This is a genomic window from Rhizobium mulingense (assembly GCF_029194105.1).
Classification (GTDB): domain Bacteria; phylum Pseudomonadota; class Alphaproteobacteria; order Rhizobiales; family Rhizobiaceae; genus Rhizobium; species Rhizobium mulingense.
The window spans coordinates 364,058-380,222 of sequence record NZ_JARFVE010000003.1 but is presented as its reverse complement, the minus strand read 5'-3'; the positions used below and the strand labels follow the sequence as shown (position 1 = coordinate 380,222).

19 protein-coding genes are annotated in these 16,165 nt (G+C 63.4%); 12 read left to right on the top strand and 7 right to left on the bottom strand.

The window, feature by feature from the left end; genetic code table 11:
* Positions 1-2: 2 nt before the first annotated feature.
* From hutU to PYR71_RS06675, 3 genes are all read left to right on the top strand, one after another.
* Positions 3-1,676 carry a urocanate hydratase gene (gene hutU, locus PYR71_RS06685; protein WP_275618715.1) on the top strand — a complete coding sequence of 558 codons (1,674 nt, stop codon included), beginning with the start codon at positions 3-5 and terminating at the stop codon, positions 1,674-1,676.
* A 5-nt stretch (positions 1,677-1,681) separates the two neighbouring features.
* Positions 1,682-2,257: a HutD/Ves family protein gene (locus tag PYR71_RS06680; protein ID WP_275618714.1), complete on the top strand. Its 576-nt coding sequence runs from the start codon at positions 1,682-1,684 to the stop codon at positions 2,255-2,257.
* Between the two features lie 175 nt (positions 2,258-2,432).
* A complete protein-coding gene (locus tag PYR71_RS06675; RefSeq protein ID WP_275618713.1) occupies positions 2,433-3,062 on the top strand; it encodes a J domain-containing protein in 630 nt (209 codons plus the stop codon).
* A gap of 12 nt (positions 3,063-3,074) precedes the next feature.
* Here PYR71_RS06675 and PYR71_RS06670 read toward each other — a convergent pair whose 3' ends face one another.
* Complete coding sequence (locus PYR71_RS06670; protein ID WP_275618712.1) at positions 3,075-3,776, bottom strand: DUF899 family protein; 702 nt, start codon at positions 3,774-3,776, stop codon at positions 3,075-3,077.
* Positions 3,777-4,252: 476 nt separating this feature from the next.
* Complete coding sequence (locus PYR71_RS06665) at positions 4,253-4,435, bottom strand: hypothetical protein (protein WP_183918980.1); 183 nt, start codon at positions 4,433-4,435, stop codon at positions 4,253-4,255.
* A 68-nt stretch (positions 4,436-4,503) separates the two neighbouring features.
* Here PYR71_RS06665 and PYR71_RS06660 point away from each other — a divergent pair, with 68 nt between their 5' ends.
* Positions 4,504-5,142: an alpha/beta hydrolase family protein gene (locus tag PYR71_RS06660; RefSeq protein ID WP_275618711.1), complete on the top strand. Its 639-nt coding sequence runs from the start codon at positions 4,504-4,506 to the stop codon at positions 5,140-5,142.
* Here the strand turns inward: PYR71_RS06660 and PYR71_RS06655 are convergent.
* The 3 genes from PYR71_RS06655 to pcaQ form a co-directional block, all read right to left on the bottom strand.
* A complete protein-coding gene (locus PYR71_RS06655) occupies positions 5,139-5,837 on the bottom strand; it encodes an RES family NAD+ phosphorylase (RefSeq protein WP_275618710.1) in 699 nt (232 codons plus the stop codon). The two genes, PYR71_RS06660 and PYR71_RS06655, sit on opposite strands and share 4 nt — an antisense overlap.
* Complete coding sequence (locus PYR71_RS06650; protein ID WP_275618709.1) at positions 5,834-6,346, bottom strand: MbcA/ParS/Xre antitoxin family protein; 513 nt, start codon at positions 6,344-6,346, stop codon at positions 5,834-5,836. Before PYR71_RS06650 ends, PYR71_RS06655 begins: the two co-directional genes overlap by 4 nt.
* A 71-nt stretch (positions 6,347-6,417) precedes the next feature.
* On the bottom strand, positions 6,418-7,335 hold the full coding sequence (gene pcaQ, locus PYR71_RS06645) for a pca operon transcription factor PcaQ (RefSeq protein ID WP_275618708.1): 918 nt from the start codon (positions 7,333-7,335) through the stop codon (positions 6,418-6,420).
* A 525-nt stretch (positions 7,336-7,860) separates the two neighbouring features.
* On the opposite strand from pcaQ, the gene pcaD reads away from it, so the two are divergent.
* The 8 genes from pcaD to PYR71_RS06605 all read left to right on the top strand — a co-directional run bounded on the left by pcaD (position 7,861) and on the right by PYR71_RS06605 (position 14,194).
* A complete protein-coding gene (pcaD, locus tag PYR71_RS06640; RefSeq protein WP_275618707.1) occupies positions 7,861-8,670 on the top strand; it encodes a 3-oxoadipate enol-lactonase in 810 nt (269 codons plus the stop codon).
* Positions 8,667-9,065 (top strand): 4-carboxymuconolactone decarboxylase, encoded by a 399-nt coding sequence (pcaC, locus tag PYR71_RS06635; protein ID WP_275618706.1) that lies wholly within the window; start codon positions 8,667-8,669, stop codon positions 9,063-9,065. Before pcaD ends, pcaC begins: the two co-directional genes overlap by 4 nt.
* A gap of 9 nt (positions 9,066-9,074) precedes the next feature.
* Positions 9,075-9,824, top strand: coding sequence for a protocatechuate 3,4-dioxygenase subunit beta (gene pcaH, locus PYR71_RS06630; protein WP_016736534.1), 750 nt, complete (start codon positions 9,075-9,077; stop codon positions 9,822-9,824).
* Positions 9,825-9,826: 2 nt separating this feature from the next.
* Positions 9,827-10,438 carry a protocatechuate 3,4-dioxygenase subunit alpha gene (gene pcaG / locus PYR71_RS06625; protein WP_275619057.1) on the top strand — a complete coding sequence of 204 codons (612 nt, stop codon included), beginning with the start codon at positions 9,827-9,829 and terminating at the stop codon, positions 10,436-10,438.
* Between the two features lie 193 nt (positions 10,439-10,631).
* Entirely contained in the window at positions 10,632-11,678 is a 1,047-nt protein-coding gene (locus PYR71_RS06620) for a 3-carboxy-cis,cis-muconate cycloisomerase (protein WP_275618705.1), read from the top strand.
* 323 nt (positions 11,679-12,001) lie between these two features.
* Complete coding sequence (locus PYR71_RS06615) at positions 12,002-12,832, top strand: MBL fold metallo-hydrolase (protein ID WP_275618704.1); 831 nt, start codon at positions 12,002-12,004, stop codon at positions 12,830-12,832.
* A 115-nt stretch (positions 12,833-12,947) separates the two neighbouring features.
* Positions 12,948-13,322, top strand: coding sequence for a GFA family protein (locus PYR71_RS06610; RefSeq protein WP_183918990.1), 375 nt, complete (start codon positions 12,948-12,950; stop codon positions 13,320-13,322).
* Positions 13,319-14,194: an alpha/beta fold hydrolase gene (locus PYR71_RS06605; RefSeq protein ID WP_275618703.1), complete on the top strand. Its 876-nt coding sequence runs from the start codon at positions 13,319-13,321 to the stop codon at positions 14,192-14,194. Before PYR71_RS06610 ends, PYR71_RS06605 begins: the two co-directional genes overlap by 4 nt.
* A gap of 9 nt (positions 14,195-14,203) precedes the next feature.
* On the opposite strand, the gene PYR71_RS06600 is transcribed toward PYR71_RS06605, so the two are convergent.
* Together PYR71_RS06600 and PYR71_RS06595 are read right to left on the bottom strand one after the other, a co-directional pair.
* Positions 14,204-14,956 carry a polysaccharide deacetylase family protein gene (locus PYR71_RS06600; RefSeq protein WP_275618702.1) on the bottom strand — a complete coding sequence of 251 codons (753 nt, stop codon included), beginning with the start codon at positions 14,954-14,956 and terminating at the stop codon, positions 14,204-14,206.
* Positions 14,956-16,044 (bottom strand): glycosyltransferase family 4 protein, encoded by a 1,089-nt coding sequence (locus PYR71_RS06595; RefSeq protein ID WP_275618701.1) that lies wholly within the window; start codon positions 16,042-16,044, stop codon positions 14,956-14,958. Before PYR71_RS06595 ends, PYR71_RS06600 begins: the two co-directional genes overlap by 1 nt.
* Positions 16,045-16,165: the final 121 nt, after the last annotated feature.

The window sequence follows — 16,165 nt, the reverse complement described above, 5'->3', positions numbered from 1 at the left end:
CCATGAGCAATCCACGCCACAATATCCGTGAAATCCGCGCGCCCCGCGGCAACGAGCTCAATGCCAAGAGCTGGATGACCGAAGCGCCACTGCGCATGCTGATGAACAATCTCGATCCCGATGTCGCGGAAAATCCGAACGAGCTCGTCGTCTATGGCGGCATCGGCCGCGCCGCCCGCACCTGGGAGGATTTCGACCGCATCGTCGCGACGCTGAAGACGTTGACGGAAGAAGAAACGCTGCTCGTGCAGTCCGGCAAGCCGGTCGGCGTGTTCCGCACCCACAAGGATGCGCCGCGCGTGCTGATCGCCAACTCCAACCTCGTGCCGCACTGGGCGACCTGGGATCATTTCAACGAGCTGGACAAAAAGGGCCTTGCCATGTACGGCCAGATGACGGCCGGTTCGTGGATCTATATCGGCACGCAGGGCATCGTGCAGGGCACCTACGAGACCTTCGTCGAGGCCGGCCGCCAGCATTACGGCGGCAATCTCAAGGGCAAGTGGATCCTGACCGGCGGTCTCGGCGGCATGGGCGGCGCACAGCCGCTCGCCGCCGTCATGGCCGGCGCCTGCTGCCTCGCCGTCGAATGCAATCCCGATTCGATCGATTTCCGCCTGCGCACCCGCTATCTCGACGCCAAGGCCGAAACGCTCGATGAAGCGCTTGCGATGATCGATGCCTGGACCAAATCAGGGGAAGCCAAGTCCGTCGGCCTGCTCGGCAATGCCGCCGAAATCCTGCCGGAGATGGTTCGCCGTGGCATCCGACCCGATATCGTCACGGACCAGACCTCGGCGCACGATCCGATCAACGGCTACCTGCCGAAGGGCTGGACGATGGCCGAGTGGAAGGCCAAGCGCGAAAGCGATCCGAAGGCGGTGGAAAAGGCGGCGCGCGCCTCGATGCGCGAGCATGTCGAGGCGATGATCGCCTTCTGGAATGCCGGCATTCCGACGCTCGACTACGGCAACAACATCCGCCAGGTCGCCAAGGACGAAGGCCTGGAAAACGCCTTCGCCTTCCCGGGCTTCGTGCCGGCCTATATCCGGCCGCTGTTCTGCCGCGGCATCGGCCCGTTCCGCTGGGCGGCCCTGTCGGGCAATCCCGAGGATATCTACAAGACCGACGCCAAGGTGAAGGAACTGCTGCCCGACAACAAGCACCTGCACAACTGGCTCGACATGGCGAGAGAACGCATCGCCTTCCAGGGCCTGCCGGCGCGCATCTGCTGGGTCGGCCTCGGCGACCGCCACCGCCTGGCACTGGCCTTCAATGAGATGGTTAGAACCGGCGAGCTTTCCGCGCCGATCGTCATCGGCCGCGATCATCTGGACTCCGGCTCCGTCGCCTCGCCGAACCGCGAAACCGAGGCGATGAAGGACGGCTCGGATGCGGTCTCTGACTGGCCACTGCTGAACGCCCTGCTCAACACCGCGTCGGGCGCCACGTGGGTGTCGCTGCATCATGGCGGCGGCGTCGGCATGGGCTTCTCCCAGCATTCCGGCGTCGTCATCTGCGCCGACGGCACCGATGATGCGGCCAAGCGTCTCGAGCGGGTGCTTTGGAACGATCCGGCGACCGGCGTCATGCGCCACGCCGATGCCGGTTACGACATCGCCCTCGACTGCGCCCGGGAAAAGGGCCTGCGCCTGCCCGGCATTCTCGGGAACTGAGCCCGGTGAGGATCCTGCGCGCTGCCGATCACAAGCGCATGCCGTGGAAAAACGGCGGCGGCGAAACGGTGGAGATCGCCGTTTCGCCGGAACAGGCTGGCCTTGCCGGCTTCGACTGGCGCGTCAGCATGGCGACCGTCGCAGTCGACGGGCCGTTCTCGATCTTTCCCGGCATAGACCGCACGCTGGCGATTCTCGACGGCAACGGCATGGAGCTCGACATCGAAGGCGGCACGCCGGTGCTGCTGACGACGGCGAGCGATCCGCTGGCCTTCCCGGCCGATATCCCGGTCACGGCCAAACTCCAGGACGGCGCGATCACCGATCTCAACGTCATGACCCACCGCGACGGCATTACCCACAGGCTGGCCCGCATTGAACTCGCTGGCGGCAAGGCCTTGCAGCTGACGTCGCCGACATGCCTGTTGCTCTGCCACCGCGGCACCCTGTCATTCCGCCACGGCGACGAGACCGGCGCGCTCGCGGCCGGCGATGCGCTGCTGATCGAGAATCAAGCGCAAAGCGCGCTTGAAATCGACGGCGAAGCCGAATGTTATCTCGTCTCGATCGCCACACGCTGATCCCGACGCAACGGACTGGAAAGATTTGATAATCGTGGAATAGTCCCGGCGTTCGCAGCGGCTATTTCCATGTCGGGCCATGGACGTCATTCGCACTTTCGGTCTAAACTTCGCCTTTCTGATGCAGAAGAAGGCCTAGACTGCCCGCGAGACCAGGGGCAGCAGGGGAGCAGGCGTGACGGATCCATACGATATTCTCGGCGTTGAACGCGATGCGGACGAAGCGCAATTGAAGGCAGCCTATCGCAAGCTCGCGAAGGTCGCCCACCCGGATTCGGGAGGCGATTCGCAAGCCTTCGATAATCTGCAGAAGGCCTATGCACTGCTCCTCGATCCGGTCCGCCGCAAGGTTTACGACGATACCGGCTACGACGTCGAATTCGCCGACGCCGCCGAGTTGCAGGCGCTTGTCATGATCGAGAAGCTCGTTACCGATGCAGTGCTGGACGAGCGTGCGCCGGGAAGCTTCGACCCTGTCGCCGTCATGCAGGACAGCCTTTCCGAGGAGCTACGGAAAGCCCGGTTCAGCAAGAGCGAGCTGGAGCGCCATGCCTCGCGAATCGGGCTCCATCTGGAGCGGCTCGCCAAGGATTCGGGCCGGGATGTGCTTGCGCACATGTTCCGCGCCCGCATCGAGGCGATCGGCAAGGCGGTGGCCGAAACCGAAGCCAAGATCAAGGCGACGGAACGCGCCGCTGACATGCTGAGCGGCTATGTCTATGATATCGACCCGACACCGCTGCCGGAGGCCGCGGTCACCAACATCGAATGGGCCGAGGCACCGAGAAACCGTTCCATCGGCTGATGGCCTGCAGCCTCAATAGGAGAGCTTCGGATACCAGTCCGGTGCCCGGCCTTCGGGGGTGCAATCGAGCACGGTCCAGAGCGGCATCAGATCGGGCGCGCCACGCGGATCCTCACCCGGATCGGCGGTCACCTCGCCCATCTCCCCGCTCCAGAAATGGCGGATGGTGCCATCGCGCCGGGTAAAGACGTTGAAGGCCGCGTCATCGCCGCCGCCCCTGCCGATGGCGTGATAGTCGCGGCTGTAATCGCCGGTCGGATCGGAATAGAGCGGCAGGTGGTGCCAGCCGCGCTCCTTCTTGAAGGCGAGCAGCCTGCCGATCGGCGAAAGCGCGACGACCGCAAGTGCCACGCGCTGCTGGATATCGGGCACCTCGCCATCCCAGGCCGACAGCAGCGAGGTGCACATCGGGCAGGGGCGCTCGCGCTCCGGACCGAACATGTAGCTGTAGACGACCAGCGTTTCCTTGTCGGCGAAGAGCTCGCTGAAGCTTATCGGTCCGTCGACGCCTTCGAAGCGGTAGTCTTTTGCCACCGCGCCGCCCGGCGGCAGCGCCCGGCGCTGTACCGCCACGCGTTCGATGTGGCGGCGCAATTCGATCTCTTCGGCGAGCAGCGCATCACGGGCGATGCGATATTCCTCGCTCTCGTTGGGGAACCGAACGCCGTTCTTTGCCGCAAGCACGGCGGCGGGTACGAGATTCTGATTGTTCATATTCATATCTCCTACAATTGCCTGAGAACATGCTGACCTGCAGCACATCGTTAAGATGACGATCGGCTGATGTTAAAATCGACAGCACGGCGTAAAAAGAACGCCAAGAAAATATCCCACTTCGGAATCCCGAAATTCGCCCGCTTCGGGATTCCGAAATGCGTGGGCTTTTTTGCCCCGCTGCACCGAAAAAATATGTAATGATTTCAGTCCCGCAGCCAATTTCGGGATTCCGAAGTGCTATATAGATTTTGGTGGGAGTTCCTCAAGATCGCCCAGCTTCGAAAGCGAAGTCTCGAGAATGTCCGAAAGCAAAAAGGGCGCTCGACCCTTGCGGGGAGCGCCCTTATCCTGTCGGACAGCAAAGGGTTCGACGACGTCGATACCCCGGGCATCCATTTTTCAGGCAGGGCTGGTATATGCGCCCTTTGCGTCGCCGTTTCAAGGGCCGATCTGCATGATAATTTTGCGATCCCCTAAAAGGCGACGCCGGTCACGGGGTTGACCACCGGCCGTTCGCTTTTGTCCCCTTCCCCGGCCGGCTGCACGGCCGGCGGCGCGATCGATTCCGCGTCAGCAGGCTCAGGTTTCTCGGGAATGGCGGCGACATCTTTGGGACGGCGCTGCTCCGGCTTTACGTTTTCGTCGTTCGTTGACATTGTCTGTCTCCTTTCAGGAACAAGTCACGGCCGTCGACATGGTTCCGATGGCGAATGGAGGATTGCCGATGCTGGACGGGTTTCTGCTGCAAGGCCCCGAGGATGCGCGCTTCACCATCCTGCTTGCGCATGGCGCCGGGGCGCCGATGGATTCGGCGTCGATGACGGCAGCGGCGAAAGCGCTTGCCGACGCCGGTTTCCGCGTCGCTCGTTTTGAGTTCGCCTATATGGCCGCCCGCCGCAGCGGAATCCGCAAGCCGCCGCCGCGCGCCGAAACGCTCAATCCCGAATATGAGGCGGCGATTGCCGCGCTCGGCGCAGAGAGCCCCCTCATCATCGGCGGCAAGTCGATGGGCGGCCGGGTCGCCAGCATGGTCGCCGACGATCTCCATGACAAGGGGAAGATCGCCGGCCTCCTCTGCCTCGGTTATCCCTTCCATCCGCCCGGCCAGCCGGACAAGCTGCGCACGGGCCATCTCAAGCAGCTGGCGACACCCGCGCTGATCTGCCAGGGTACGCGCGACGAATTCGGCACGCGCGACGAGGTGCCGGGCTACGATCTCTCCGACCGGATCGAAATCCTCTGGCTCGAGGACGGCGACCACGACCTCAAGCCGCGCAAGAAAATCTCCGGCTTCTCCGCTGCCGATCACCTTGCCACTCTAGCCAAGGCGGCCAGGGCCTGGGCCGAACGGTTGCCAGTTTAAGCACCGGCTTTCGGCCGTCGTCGTCGGGTTGCAAGCTTCCTGACGTCGATGCGCCGATCGGCCGCGAAAACGGTGATTTCGAAATGGTCGGCCTGCACCACGTCGCGAATGTTGCGCGGCCGGTGCGCTGCTATGTTGACGCCGCTTCTCAGCCGGACACTGTCATAGAGAATGCCGGCGCCGCCGCTCGAACGCACCTGTTCTCCGAGCACCTGCGAGGCCGCATAACTCGCGCCGTCATAGACATCGGGCCGCAATCTCTGCTCGCCGCGAATATCGAGATAGTCGCCGATCAGAGCGGCCGCATAGCTTCGGTAAGTGCGCGCCATCGTCGCCACCCCGCGGGCGACAGTCTCGCGCCGGAGGTGATGGCCGACCTCGGCGGCGGCTGTCTTTAGATTGTCGGCGGCATACCAGGCGCCGAGATCGGGGCCGTTGAAACGCATGCCGCCCGGCGCGACATGCAGGAACGCCGCCATCACGATGCTGGCATTCGGACTGCCGTAGACCCACTCGTTTTCGGGAAGCCGCCGGATGCGGTCGGCGACGAGACGGTCATTGGTCCAACCGACAAGCTCCATCACCGCTTCGAGATCGGCAGCCCTCGCCACCGTATCAAAGAGACCGATCGACGGAAATTGCGACGGGATCAGCCGGTAGGACGGCCGCGGCGCCTCGGAAAAACGGTCGCTCACCGGACGACGATGTCCGTATCTTCGTAAGGCGTAAAGGCCTCGTCCAGACTATTGGGCGGCATGTAAAGACCGCCGCGCGCACCGTCGAGAAAGCGGCGCACGGTCATCAGCCCGTCCTGGGTTCCGCTCGTGACGATGTCAAGCGGCGGCTGGCCGCCGAAAACCGGCGCCTGATGCGGTGTGCGCAGCCAAGCGACGCCAGACCGTTCGTCGGCAAACAGCACGCCGAGCGCCTGATGGATGCCGAGCACGGCTGAGATCCGGGTCAGCGTATCGACATCGAGCGTGAAGGCCCCGTGCTCGCGCGCCTGCTTGGCCCAGCTGTGATAGGTCGAACGGGAGGGGTAGCCGAGCACGAGCAGACGCTGCTCTTCGCTCAACCCCCAGAGATCGGCGATCGCCAGAAAGGTGCGCAAAGCCGGCGGGCTCAGCCGCCGTCGGTTTGCCGGTGCAAACCGCTCCGTTTCCAGCCGCTCAGGCTCCTGCTCTCTGCGTCGCGCCTGCTGCATTGTGTTCTCCTGTCCTGAACTAGAGTTAGTCCAAATCTGGGCATTCAGCAAGCGAATTTGAAAAGGTAAGGTCAGGAAAGCTCCCTCGCCGCCTCGCGGATCGTCTGCATCAGGATAGCTTGCGACGCCGACGGCACGGCATCGGTGCGCATCGTCAGCCCCACCGGCCCCTTGGTTTCGACGGTGTCGATCGGCAGAAGCGCGAGCCGCCCATCCGCGACCTCGCCGGCAACCACGCCATTGGAAATGATCCAAATCGCGTCGCTGGACCGAAGGAAGGCGCGGCCGAAGGAGTCTGAAACCGTCTCGATCTGGTCCGGCAGGTTGGAAACGCCGTTGGCGATGAGGAAATTTTCGACGACCGGCCGGATGATCGAGCCGCGCGTCGGCATCAACACCGTGTAATTGCCGAGGCCTGAAAACAGCGATTGCCGGCCGTTCAGCAGCGGATGGCCGACGCGCACGGCAAACACCACCTGTTCGGAATAGAGATGTTCGAACGAGAAGCCCGCCATTTTTTCGGCGCCTGCCAGGCGCCCGACCACCAGATCGAGGTCGCCGACGCGCAACTCTTCCAGCAGCACGGCGTTCTCGCCGGTGACGATCTTGACCCGGCTCCACGTCTTCTCCCTGAGGAAGAGCTCCATCGCCCGCGGCATGATCCGCGACGAGACCGTCGGCAGGGCGCCGATCCGGATCGGCGGCGCATCGGCGAACTGCTCCTGCGAGACTGAATCGAGACCCTGGCGCAGTGCCGTCAGCGCCGCACCGGCGTGGCGCAGGAAGACTTCACCGTAGCGGGTGATCTTAATGCCGCGGCCGTCCCGTTCGAAGACATCGACGCCCAGCACCTCTTCCAGTTCCCGGATCGTCTTCGTCACCGCCGGTTGGCTGACATGCAGCAATTCGGCCGCCTTCATCACGCTCTTCTGCCGCGCGACCTCGACAAAGGTCTGCAGATGACGGAACTTCACACGGCTGTCGATCATCGTCCACATAACTCCTGGGTTATCGAAAAGCCAGAAAATATCATTTTACTTAACCGGATCAACCGGTCAGTTTTATTATTAGGAGTGGCCTTGAGCCGAGGATCCATGCCGTGGCTGCTGGTGGATGCCGCGTGGATGGTCAAGCCCGAGCATGACGGACGATGGGTAGGCGAACGGAGCCATTCGCCGCGTCGAGGTTGAGGGGCAAGGTGCGGAATATCCCCCTGCGCCCGGACTGCGGGGTCCGAACGAGGGTTCGAGACGCGTGGCTCGATTCCGACAGGGCAGATAAGGGGCGGCCAACCCCACTCCTCCGTCATCCTCGGGCTTGACCCGAGGATCCATGGCGCGGCTGTTGGTGAATGCCGTGTGGATGCTCGGCACAAGGCCGAGCATGACGGAGGGTGAAGAGACGGACGGAGCCATTCTCGGCGTGGGTATTCGTGTCGAAAACGCTTCGCCAGCGGAACCAAACGGTGCCTGCCCTTCCCGGCTGAGCTGACTTGATGAATTAAGGAGATTGAAGTGCAGTTCGCCCGCATAAACGACGTGACGATCCATTATCAGGTCATCGGCGCGCCCGCCGATCGGCCGGTGATCGTCTTCATCAATTCGCTCGGAACGGATTTCCGCATTTGGCGCGATGTCGTGGTGCGGCTTGCAGGCGACTTCGCCATTCTGCTTTACGACAAGCGCGGCCACGGCCTTTCCGATGTCGGCCAGCTCCCCGCGTCGATCGAGGACCATGCGACTGATCTCGCCGGCCTGCTCGATTTGCTCTCGGTGAAGGACGCTGTCATTTGCGGCCTCTCCGTGGGCGGTCTCATTGCCCAGTCGCTCTATCCGCGGCGGCCGGATCTCGTGCGCGCCCTCATCCTCAGCGACACCGCCCCTAAGATCGGTACAGCGGAAAGCTGGAATGCCCGCATCGCCGCGGTTGAGAAAAACGGCATCGGCAGCATCGTCGACACCATCATGGAGCGCTGGTTCACGCCTGCCTTCCGCCGGCCCGAAAACACCGCTTATGCCGGCTATTGCAACATGCTGACGCGCCAGCCGGTCGAAGGTTATATCGCCACCTGCGAAGCGATCCGGGATGCCGATTTCACCGAAGCGGCCAAGAGGATCGCGGTTCCGACCATCTGCATCGTCGGCGACCAGGACGGCTCGACGCCGCCGGATCTCGTGCTTGCGACCGCCAGGCTGATCCCGGGTGCCCGTTACGAGGTCATCCCAGACTGTGCCCATATCCCCTGCGTCGAGCAGCCGGAAGCGCTGACGGCGATCATCCGCGCCTTCCTCACATCGATTTCGCCTGGAGAAAGCAGCCCATGAACGAGACCCCCTCCGAACGCTACCGGCAGGGCATGGCGACCCGCCGCGCCGTGCTCGGCGATGCCCATGTCGACCGTGCCGCCGCGACCGCCACGGAGTTCGACCGTCCCTTTCAGGAGCTGATCACCGAAGCGGCGTGGGGCCATGTCTGGTCGCGGCCTGTCCTGACCAAGCGCGAGCGCTCGATCGTCACCATCGCGCTGCTGGCGGCGCTCGGCCAAGACGATGAGGTCGCCATGCATGTGCGAGCCACCGCCAATACCGGGGCGACCCGCGAGGATATCTGCGAGGCGCTCCTGCATGTGGCGATCTATGCCGGCGTTCCCGCCGCCAACCATGCGATCAAGATCGCCAAGCAGACCTTTGCACAAATGGACGCCGAAACGGCGGCCTGAAGGGGAAACATGTCCGAATTGGTCAATCGCAAGCCGGAGACCGGCGCCTTCTTCGCCCGCGACCGCGCCTGGCACGCGCCGGCGCTGACGCCCGGCTACAAGACCTCGGTGCTGCGCGCGCCGCAGCGCGCGCTGCTGTCGCTCGACGGCACGATCTCCGAAACCACAGGTCCGGTCTTCGGCCATTCGATGATCGGCGAGCTCGACAACGACCTGATCCTGAATTACGCGCGGCCCGGCGAAAGCGCCATCGGCGAACGCATTATCGTCCATGGGCGCGTGCTCGACGAGCGGGCAAAGCCGGTTGCCGGCGCCTTGGTCGAGTTCTGGCAGGCTAATGCCGGCGGGCGCTATCGCCACAAGAAGGAAAGCTATCTGGCGGCGATCGACCCGAACTTCGGCGGCTGCGGCCGCGCCATCACCGACGAGGAAGGCCGCTATCATTTCCGCACAGTGCGGCCCGGCGCCTATCCCTGGCCGAACGGCGTCAACGACTGGCGCCCCGCCCATATCCATTTCTCGATCTTCGGCCACGGCTTTGCCCAGCGGCTGATCACCCAGATGTATTTCGAGGGCGATCCGATGATCTGGAAATGTCCGATCGTCGGCACGATCCCGGATAAGGCGGCGATCGAGCAGCTGATCGCGCCGCTGGACTGGGGAAACACCATTCCGATGGATTCACGCGCCTATAAATTCGATATCGTGCTGCGCGGCCGCCGCTCGACGATGTTCGAAAACAGGCTGGAGGGCAATTGACCATGCAGCAGCTCGGCTATCTCAAGGAAACCCCGTCGCAAACGGCCGGCCCCTATGTCCATATCGGCCTGACACCGAATTTCTGTGACATAACAGGCGTCTACGACAGCGATCTCGGCGTGGCGATGGTCAACGACAAGACGCTCGGCGAACGCATTACCGTCACCGGCCGCATCTTCGACGGCGCCGGCGCCCTGGTGCGCGACGCCGTTGTCGAGATCTGGCAGGCCGACAGCGCCGGCCTCTACAACAGCCCCTCGGAAATGCGCGGCGCCGCCGACCCAAATTTCACCGGCTGGGGCCGCTGCCCGACCCGCGCCGAGGACGGCGCGTACAGTTTCGAGACCATCAAGCCCGGTCGAGTCCCGTTCAAGGACGGCCGCAGACAAGCCCCGCACATCACCGTCTGGATCGTCGCCCGCGGCATCAATATTGGCCTGCAGACGCGCATGTATTTCCCTGAGGAGACGGAAGCCAACGCCGCCGATCCGCTGTTATCGCGCATCGAACATCGCGAACGCGTCGCGACGATGGTCGCCACCCGCGACGGCGCCATCTGCCATTTCGACATCCATTTGCAGGGTCCTGACGAAACGGTGTTTTTGGATATTTGAGGGCTTGGCAAATGGCTTATCCATGAGGTTCAGTGCAAGTAGCCCCCTCACCCTGCCCTCTCCCGTGGGGGAGAGGGGATGTGCCATACGAGATGACATGCCTAGGCGCTGGCGCTGCCTCACACCCCTTCTGCCCCTGGGGAGAAGGTGGCGGCAGCCGGATGAGGGGGCCGCAGCCACAAACGAGCAGATCATGACCGCATCCCCCTTCGACCACCCTTTCCTATCCGGCCTCGTCGGCGACGATGAAATCGCGCCTTATTTTTCCGCCGAAGCCGATCTCCGCGCCATGGCCGCCTTCGAGGCCGCGCTTGCCAGGGCCGAAGCCGATCACGCCGTCATTCCCGAAGAAGCGGCAAGAAAGATCGCGGAAGCCTGCGCCGGCTTTTCCCCCGATCTCGCCAGTCTTCGCGCGGCAACGGCGCGCGACGGCGTAGTCGTTCCCGACCTCGTCAAGCAGCTGCGCGCCGCGGTCGGGGAGGAAGCGGCCAAAAGCCTGCATCTCGGCGCCACCAGCCAGGATGTCATCGACACCAGCCTGATGATCCGTTTGAAGGCGATCGCCTTTCTGTTTGCCGGACGGCTTTCCGCCATCGTCTCCCGACTCGATGCGCTCGACCGCCGGTTCGGCGGCAATCGGCTGATGGGCCATACCCGCATGCAGGCGGCGATCCCGATCACCGTCGCCGACCGTCTCGCTGCCTGGCGCGCGCCGCTGACGATCTATCGCGACCGCCTGACCGAGCAAAATTTCCCCGTTCAGTTCGGGGGCGCGGCCGGCACCCTCGACAGGCTCGGGTCGCGGGCCGCAGCCATCCGTGCCTCGCTCGCCCAGGAACTAGGCCTCACCGACATCGCGCAATGGCAGAGCGCCCGCCTTGTAATCGCCGATATATCCGGCCTGTTTGCCTCGATCTCCGGCAGCCTCGGCAAGATCGGCCAGGATATCGCGCTGCTCGCGCAGGCTGGTGATGAAATCGAAATGGCAGGCGGGGGCACTTCTTCGGCTATGGCGCACAAGCAGAATCCCGTCGCCGCCGAAGTTCTGGTCTCGCTTGCCCGCTTCAACGCCACGGCGCTCTCCGGCATCCACCAGTCCCTCGTCCATGAACAGGAACGCTCCGGAGCGGCCTGGACGCTCGAATGGCTGCTGCTGCCGCAAATGACGATGGGATCCGCTGCGAGCTTGCGGCTTGCCCGAGAACTGACCGGAAATATCAAGCGGCTTGGTACGGGCTGAAGCCGCAGCTGAAGGCCGGCCCGCCAGCAAAGGAATGCGGCGGGATGGCCACAAGCAAGCGATTTGCTTTTTCAATCGTGCGCAACCATCTAATAGGCATGACTTGCGGAAAACGCCCCGCCCGAGCAGCCCATTTACCGAAAACCAACCATACTGGGTTGCTTTCCGAAGCGAAAGCCGATTGCTTAGGAGAATATACTTCTTCTTCCGCTAGCGGTTAGGAGAATGAAAGGGGGCGCAGGCAAACCCGTGGAATTCTGCTGCTTCGCATCGGGATAAACTATGATTACGATGGCGATGCGGGAAGGCCGGTTTGAAAAACGATGACGACAGAACTGTTTCAGATAAAATTTTGGGGCGTCCGCGGCAGTATTCCCGTATCAGGCCCCGAGTTCGATCGCTACGGCGGTAACACTTCCTGCATCGAGATTCGCTGCGGAAAACATCGGCTGCTTTTCGACGCAGGTTCCGGCCTGCGCGAGGCAGGACTGTCGCTGCTTGCCGACGGCGTCAGCGACGTCGATCTGTTCTTCAGCCACTGCCACTACGACCACATCATCGGCCTACCCTTCTTCAAGGCGATCTACTATCCCTCGATCAACGTCAACATCTGGTCCGGTCATCTCGACGGCAAGATGAGCACGCGGGAAATGGTCGAGCAGTTCATCAGCCCGCCCTGGTTCCCGGTGAAGACCGACATCTGCCAGGCGACGATGAATTTCCGCGATTTCCACGCCGGTCAGGTTCTGACCCCGCATGAGGGCATCGAGATCAAGACTTTCACGCTGAACCATCCGGGCGGCGCCATCGGCTACCGCATCGAATGGCAGGGCCGTTCGATCGCTCTCATCTACGATATCGAGCATATCCCCGGCAGCTATGATCCGGTCTCACTGGAGATGATGCAGGGGGCCGACCTCGTCGTCTACGATTGCACCTACAATGAAGACGAGATGCAGCGCTTCAAGGGCTTCGGCCATTCGACCTGGGAGCACGGCACCGAGCTGGCCAAAATGGCAGGCGCCAAGCGCTTCGCCCTGTTCCACCACGCCCCTTCCCGCACGGACGAACAGCTGGCCGATATGGAAGCGCAGGCTGAGGCGGCTTTTCCCGGCGCCTTCGCCGCTCGCGACAATCAGACCGTGGTGATCTAGAACACCGGCCTCCGCGCCGCGCAAGACGCCGGCCGTTCGCGCCTTGCTGACGGAACAGATGCCGGGTCCGACCGTTTCCTCGGCAGCGCAAGATCGATGAAACGGGGTATCAGCCATGACCGTGCTTACCGGACAATGCCTTTGCGGGCAGGTGAAACTTTCTGTTCGTGGCGAACCACTGCGCGTCGGCATTTGTCACTGCACCGACTGCCGAAAGGAAAGCGGTTCGGCCTTTACCTTTTACGGCGTCTGGCCCGCCGGCCAATTTGAACATTCCGGCGAAACAGGTGAATTCCATGGCCGACGCTTCTGCACCGGCTGCGGTTCGCGTCTGTTTTCCGCCGATGAACAGGAGGCGGAGATCAAGCTCGGCATCCTCAAGGAGGCGCCGACGCCGCTCACGCCGCGCTACGAACTCTGGATCAAACGCCGCGAGGCATGGCTGCGGCCCGTGGAGGGCGCCGAGCAGTATCAGGAGGACCGAACGTGAATCTCGCCACGCTCGTCCGACATCACATCACCACCGTTGCAGGTATCGAGATTTTTTACCGTGAGGCGGGTCCGAAGGAGGCGCCGGTCCTGCTGCTGCCGCACGGCTATCCCTGCTCGTCTTACGAATTTCGCAATCTCATGCCGCGCCTTGCCGACCACTGGCGCTTGATCGCCCCGGATTTCCCCGGCGCGGGCTACAGCGGCACGCCCGACGATTTCGACTACAGCTTCGATGGCTATGCCGCTTGGCTGGAGGCTTTTATCGGCGTGCTCGATGTCGACCGCTTCGCCCTCTACCTCCACGATTTCGGCTCGCCGATCGGAGCGCGGCTGGCGATCAGACACCCCAGCCGCATCGTGGCGCCGATCATCCAGAATGGCGATATTCCCTATGAGGATGCGCTCGGGCCGAAATATGCCGATATCGAAGTGACGTGGGCGCTCCCGCGCGCGGAGATGAGGAAGGCGCTGGCGCAAGCAATCAGCGAGGAGACGTTCCGGGAGGAATTCCTCAACGACCTGCCGCCGCCTCTGGCCGACACGATCCCGCCGGATCTCTGGAGGCTGCACTGGTCAATGATCACGCCGCAGCGCAAGGAAATCGCCATCGACCTGATCGCCGGATTGAGGGAGAACCGCGCCTGGTTTCCCGAGCACCGGAAATATCTCAGGCAATACCGGCCGCCGACCCTGATCGTCTGGGGGCCGAACGACCACTATATGCCGGAACAATCGGCGCGGGCCTATCTCCGTGATCTGCCGGATGCCGAACTGCATCTTCTCGACGGCGGGCACTGGCTGCTCGAGACGCATCTGGACGAGGTCGCAGCACTGATGCGGGACTTCCTCGGGCGCGTTCATGCCGTATAATCGCCAAGCTTAAAGTTTGAGGAGTGTGGCCGCCGACGACCAAGAGACGGCAGGGTGATCGGCCGTCACCGCAAACAAGTCCGCCAGGAAATCCCAGGCTGCATCATCGTGCACCAGATGATGGGTGAGCACGCCGATCGGCTCATCATTGCCGGCAAACCGGTCGTGGAGTTCGGCGACCAATTCGGCCACCAGCTCCTCCTTGCTGCGGCCGCCTCGCGTGCCGTGCCAGTCGATAATGTCGACATGGGTGTTGAGAAGCGGGATCGGCCCGCCCTCTCTTGCCCGCCCGTAAACTGAAAGAGCCGCAAAGGCGAGTTGGGGCAACGCCGGGATGAGCGCGGCGTCGATCCGGTTCCACGGCGGCACCAGCGCCGGCAGGAAACGGGCGGGGTGCAGCCGCTTCAGGAGCTGCCATCCTGCACGCAGCTCACCCAGCACCACCTCGGCCGGCCGTTCGCCGCCGAGTTCCTGTTTCTTGCGTTCCGGCCCGGCATGGTTGGTGTGCGACCAGCCATGCACGGCAACGGCGACGCCTTCTTCCGCCGCCAGCCGCGCCGCCAACGCCTCGCCGGTCAGGGCAGGAATAACGGCAAGGGTCAGCGGAATCCCGTTCTCGCCGGCCAGCGCTAACAGCCGCTCCAGATCAGGCGTCGGCTCGACGGCATCGTCGTCGCGCAGCCAGAGCCGCGCCACGCGGTCGGCGGCTCGCCAGCGGTCGAGCTCGCGGCGCAGCGGTTCCCAGCTCATCCCTTCGCTCATCACCTCACTCCTGTTCGTGCGCTGTTGCGCAAAATCTCATCCAGGGCGCGGGCAGCCGTCGCGAGCGAGCGCTCCTCGAGCACGAAACGCCGCGCCGCCTGCCCCATCGCGTCTCGCTTCTGCTGGTCGCCGAGGAGGGCCGCGATGGCCCCGGCATAGGCGACGACATCGCCCTCCGGCGTCAGCAGGCCGGTGACGCCGGCCTCGACCACGGCGGGCACACCCGCCGTTTGCTGCGCCACGACGGGCAGGCCGGCTGCCTGAGCCTCCAGATAGGCAAGGCCATAGGCCTCGCCGCAGCCGGGCCAGACATAGATGCCGCCGCGCGCGAGCAGGCCGGCGATCTCAGGCTCACCTTGCTCGCCCAGCCATTCGATGCGGCCGGGAAAGCGGCCAAACAGTGCCTCCACCTCCCGGCGCATCGGCCCATCGCCGATGATCGCAAGGGTCCATGGCCTGTTTTCAAGCAGCCGCAATGCTTTTGCGAGCATCGCGTAGCTTTCCATCTTGTCGCCGGCCCTCATCATCGCGACCGTCATCAGCCGACTGGGATCGGGTGCCGGCGCCACCACCTCGAACAGCGCCGGATCGATGAAGGGTTTGAACGCCGCAAGCCGCGCCTGCGGAAAGGCGGCGGAAAGCCCGGCCCGGTCCCGTTCGGTGAAACCGATATTGACGGCCGCCTGCATGATCGCCTCGCCCACCCGCTTCTGCCGGGCCGCCCAACCGGTCCGGTCGCGTTTTGCCGCATAGGAGGCCTCCGCGGTGACATAGGGAATGGCGAATGCGGCCGAGATCACCGGCCCGAAAGGATCGGGCGATTTGTAATAGGGGTGGTAGCAGAACCAGAGATCCGGCCGTGGTAGACCTTGCCATTTCGCCCGCAGCCGCGCCAATTCGGCTGAGATAGCGGGTTCGAGCGCCGCGGCTGCCTCCGGCGTCGCGGCATGGGTGCGGAATTCGGAGACGACCTCGACCTGATGACCGGCAAGCTCCAATGCGCGGATCAACAGCCGCGCCATCAGCCGGTCGCCCGAGGGCACCGGATGGTTCGGCGATTTCATCGGCGCATAGAAGGCGACCCGCATCCCTGCATTCCTCATAGACACACTGTTTCCAAATGGTGTTTGCGGGTGATAGAGTTTTATCAGAACACGTAGCTGAATCAAAGCGATAGAGCATGATGGCGGGCGGAAAGTTGCATGCTTT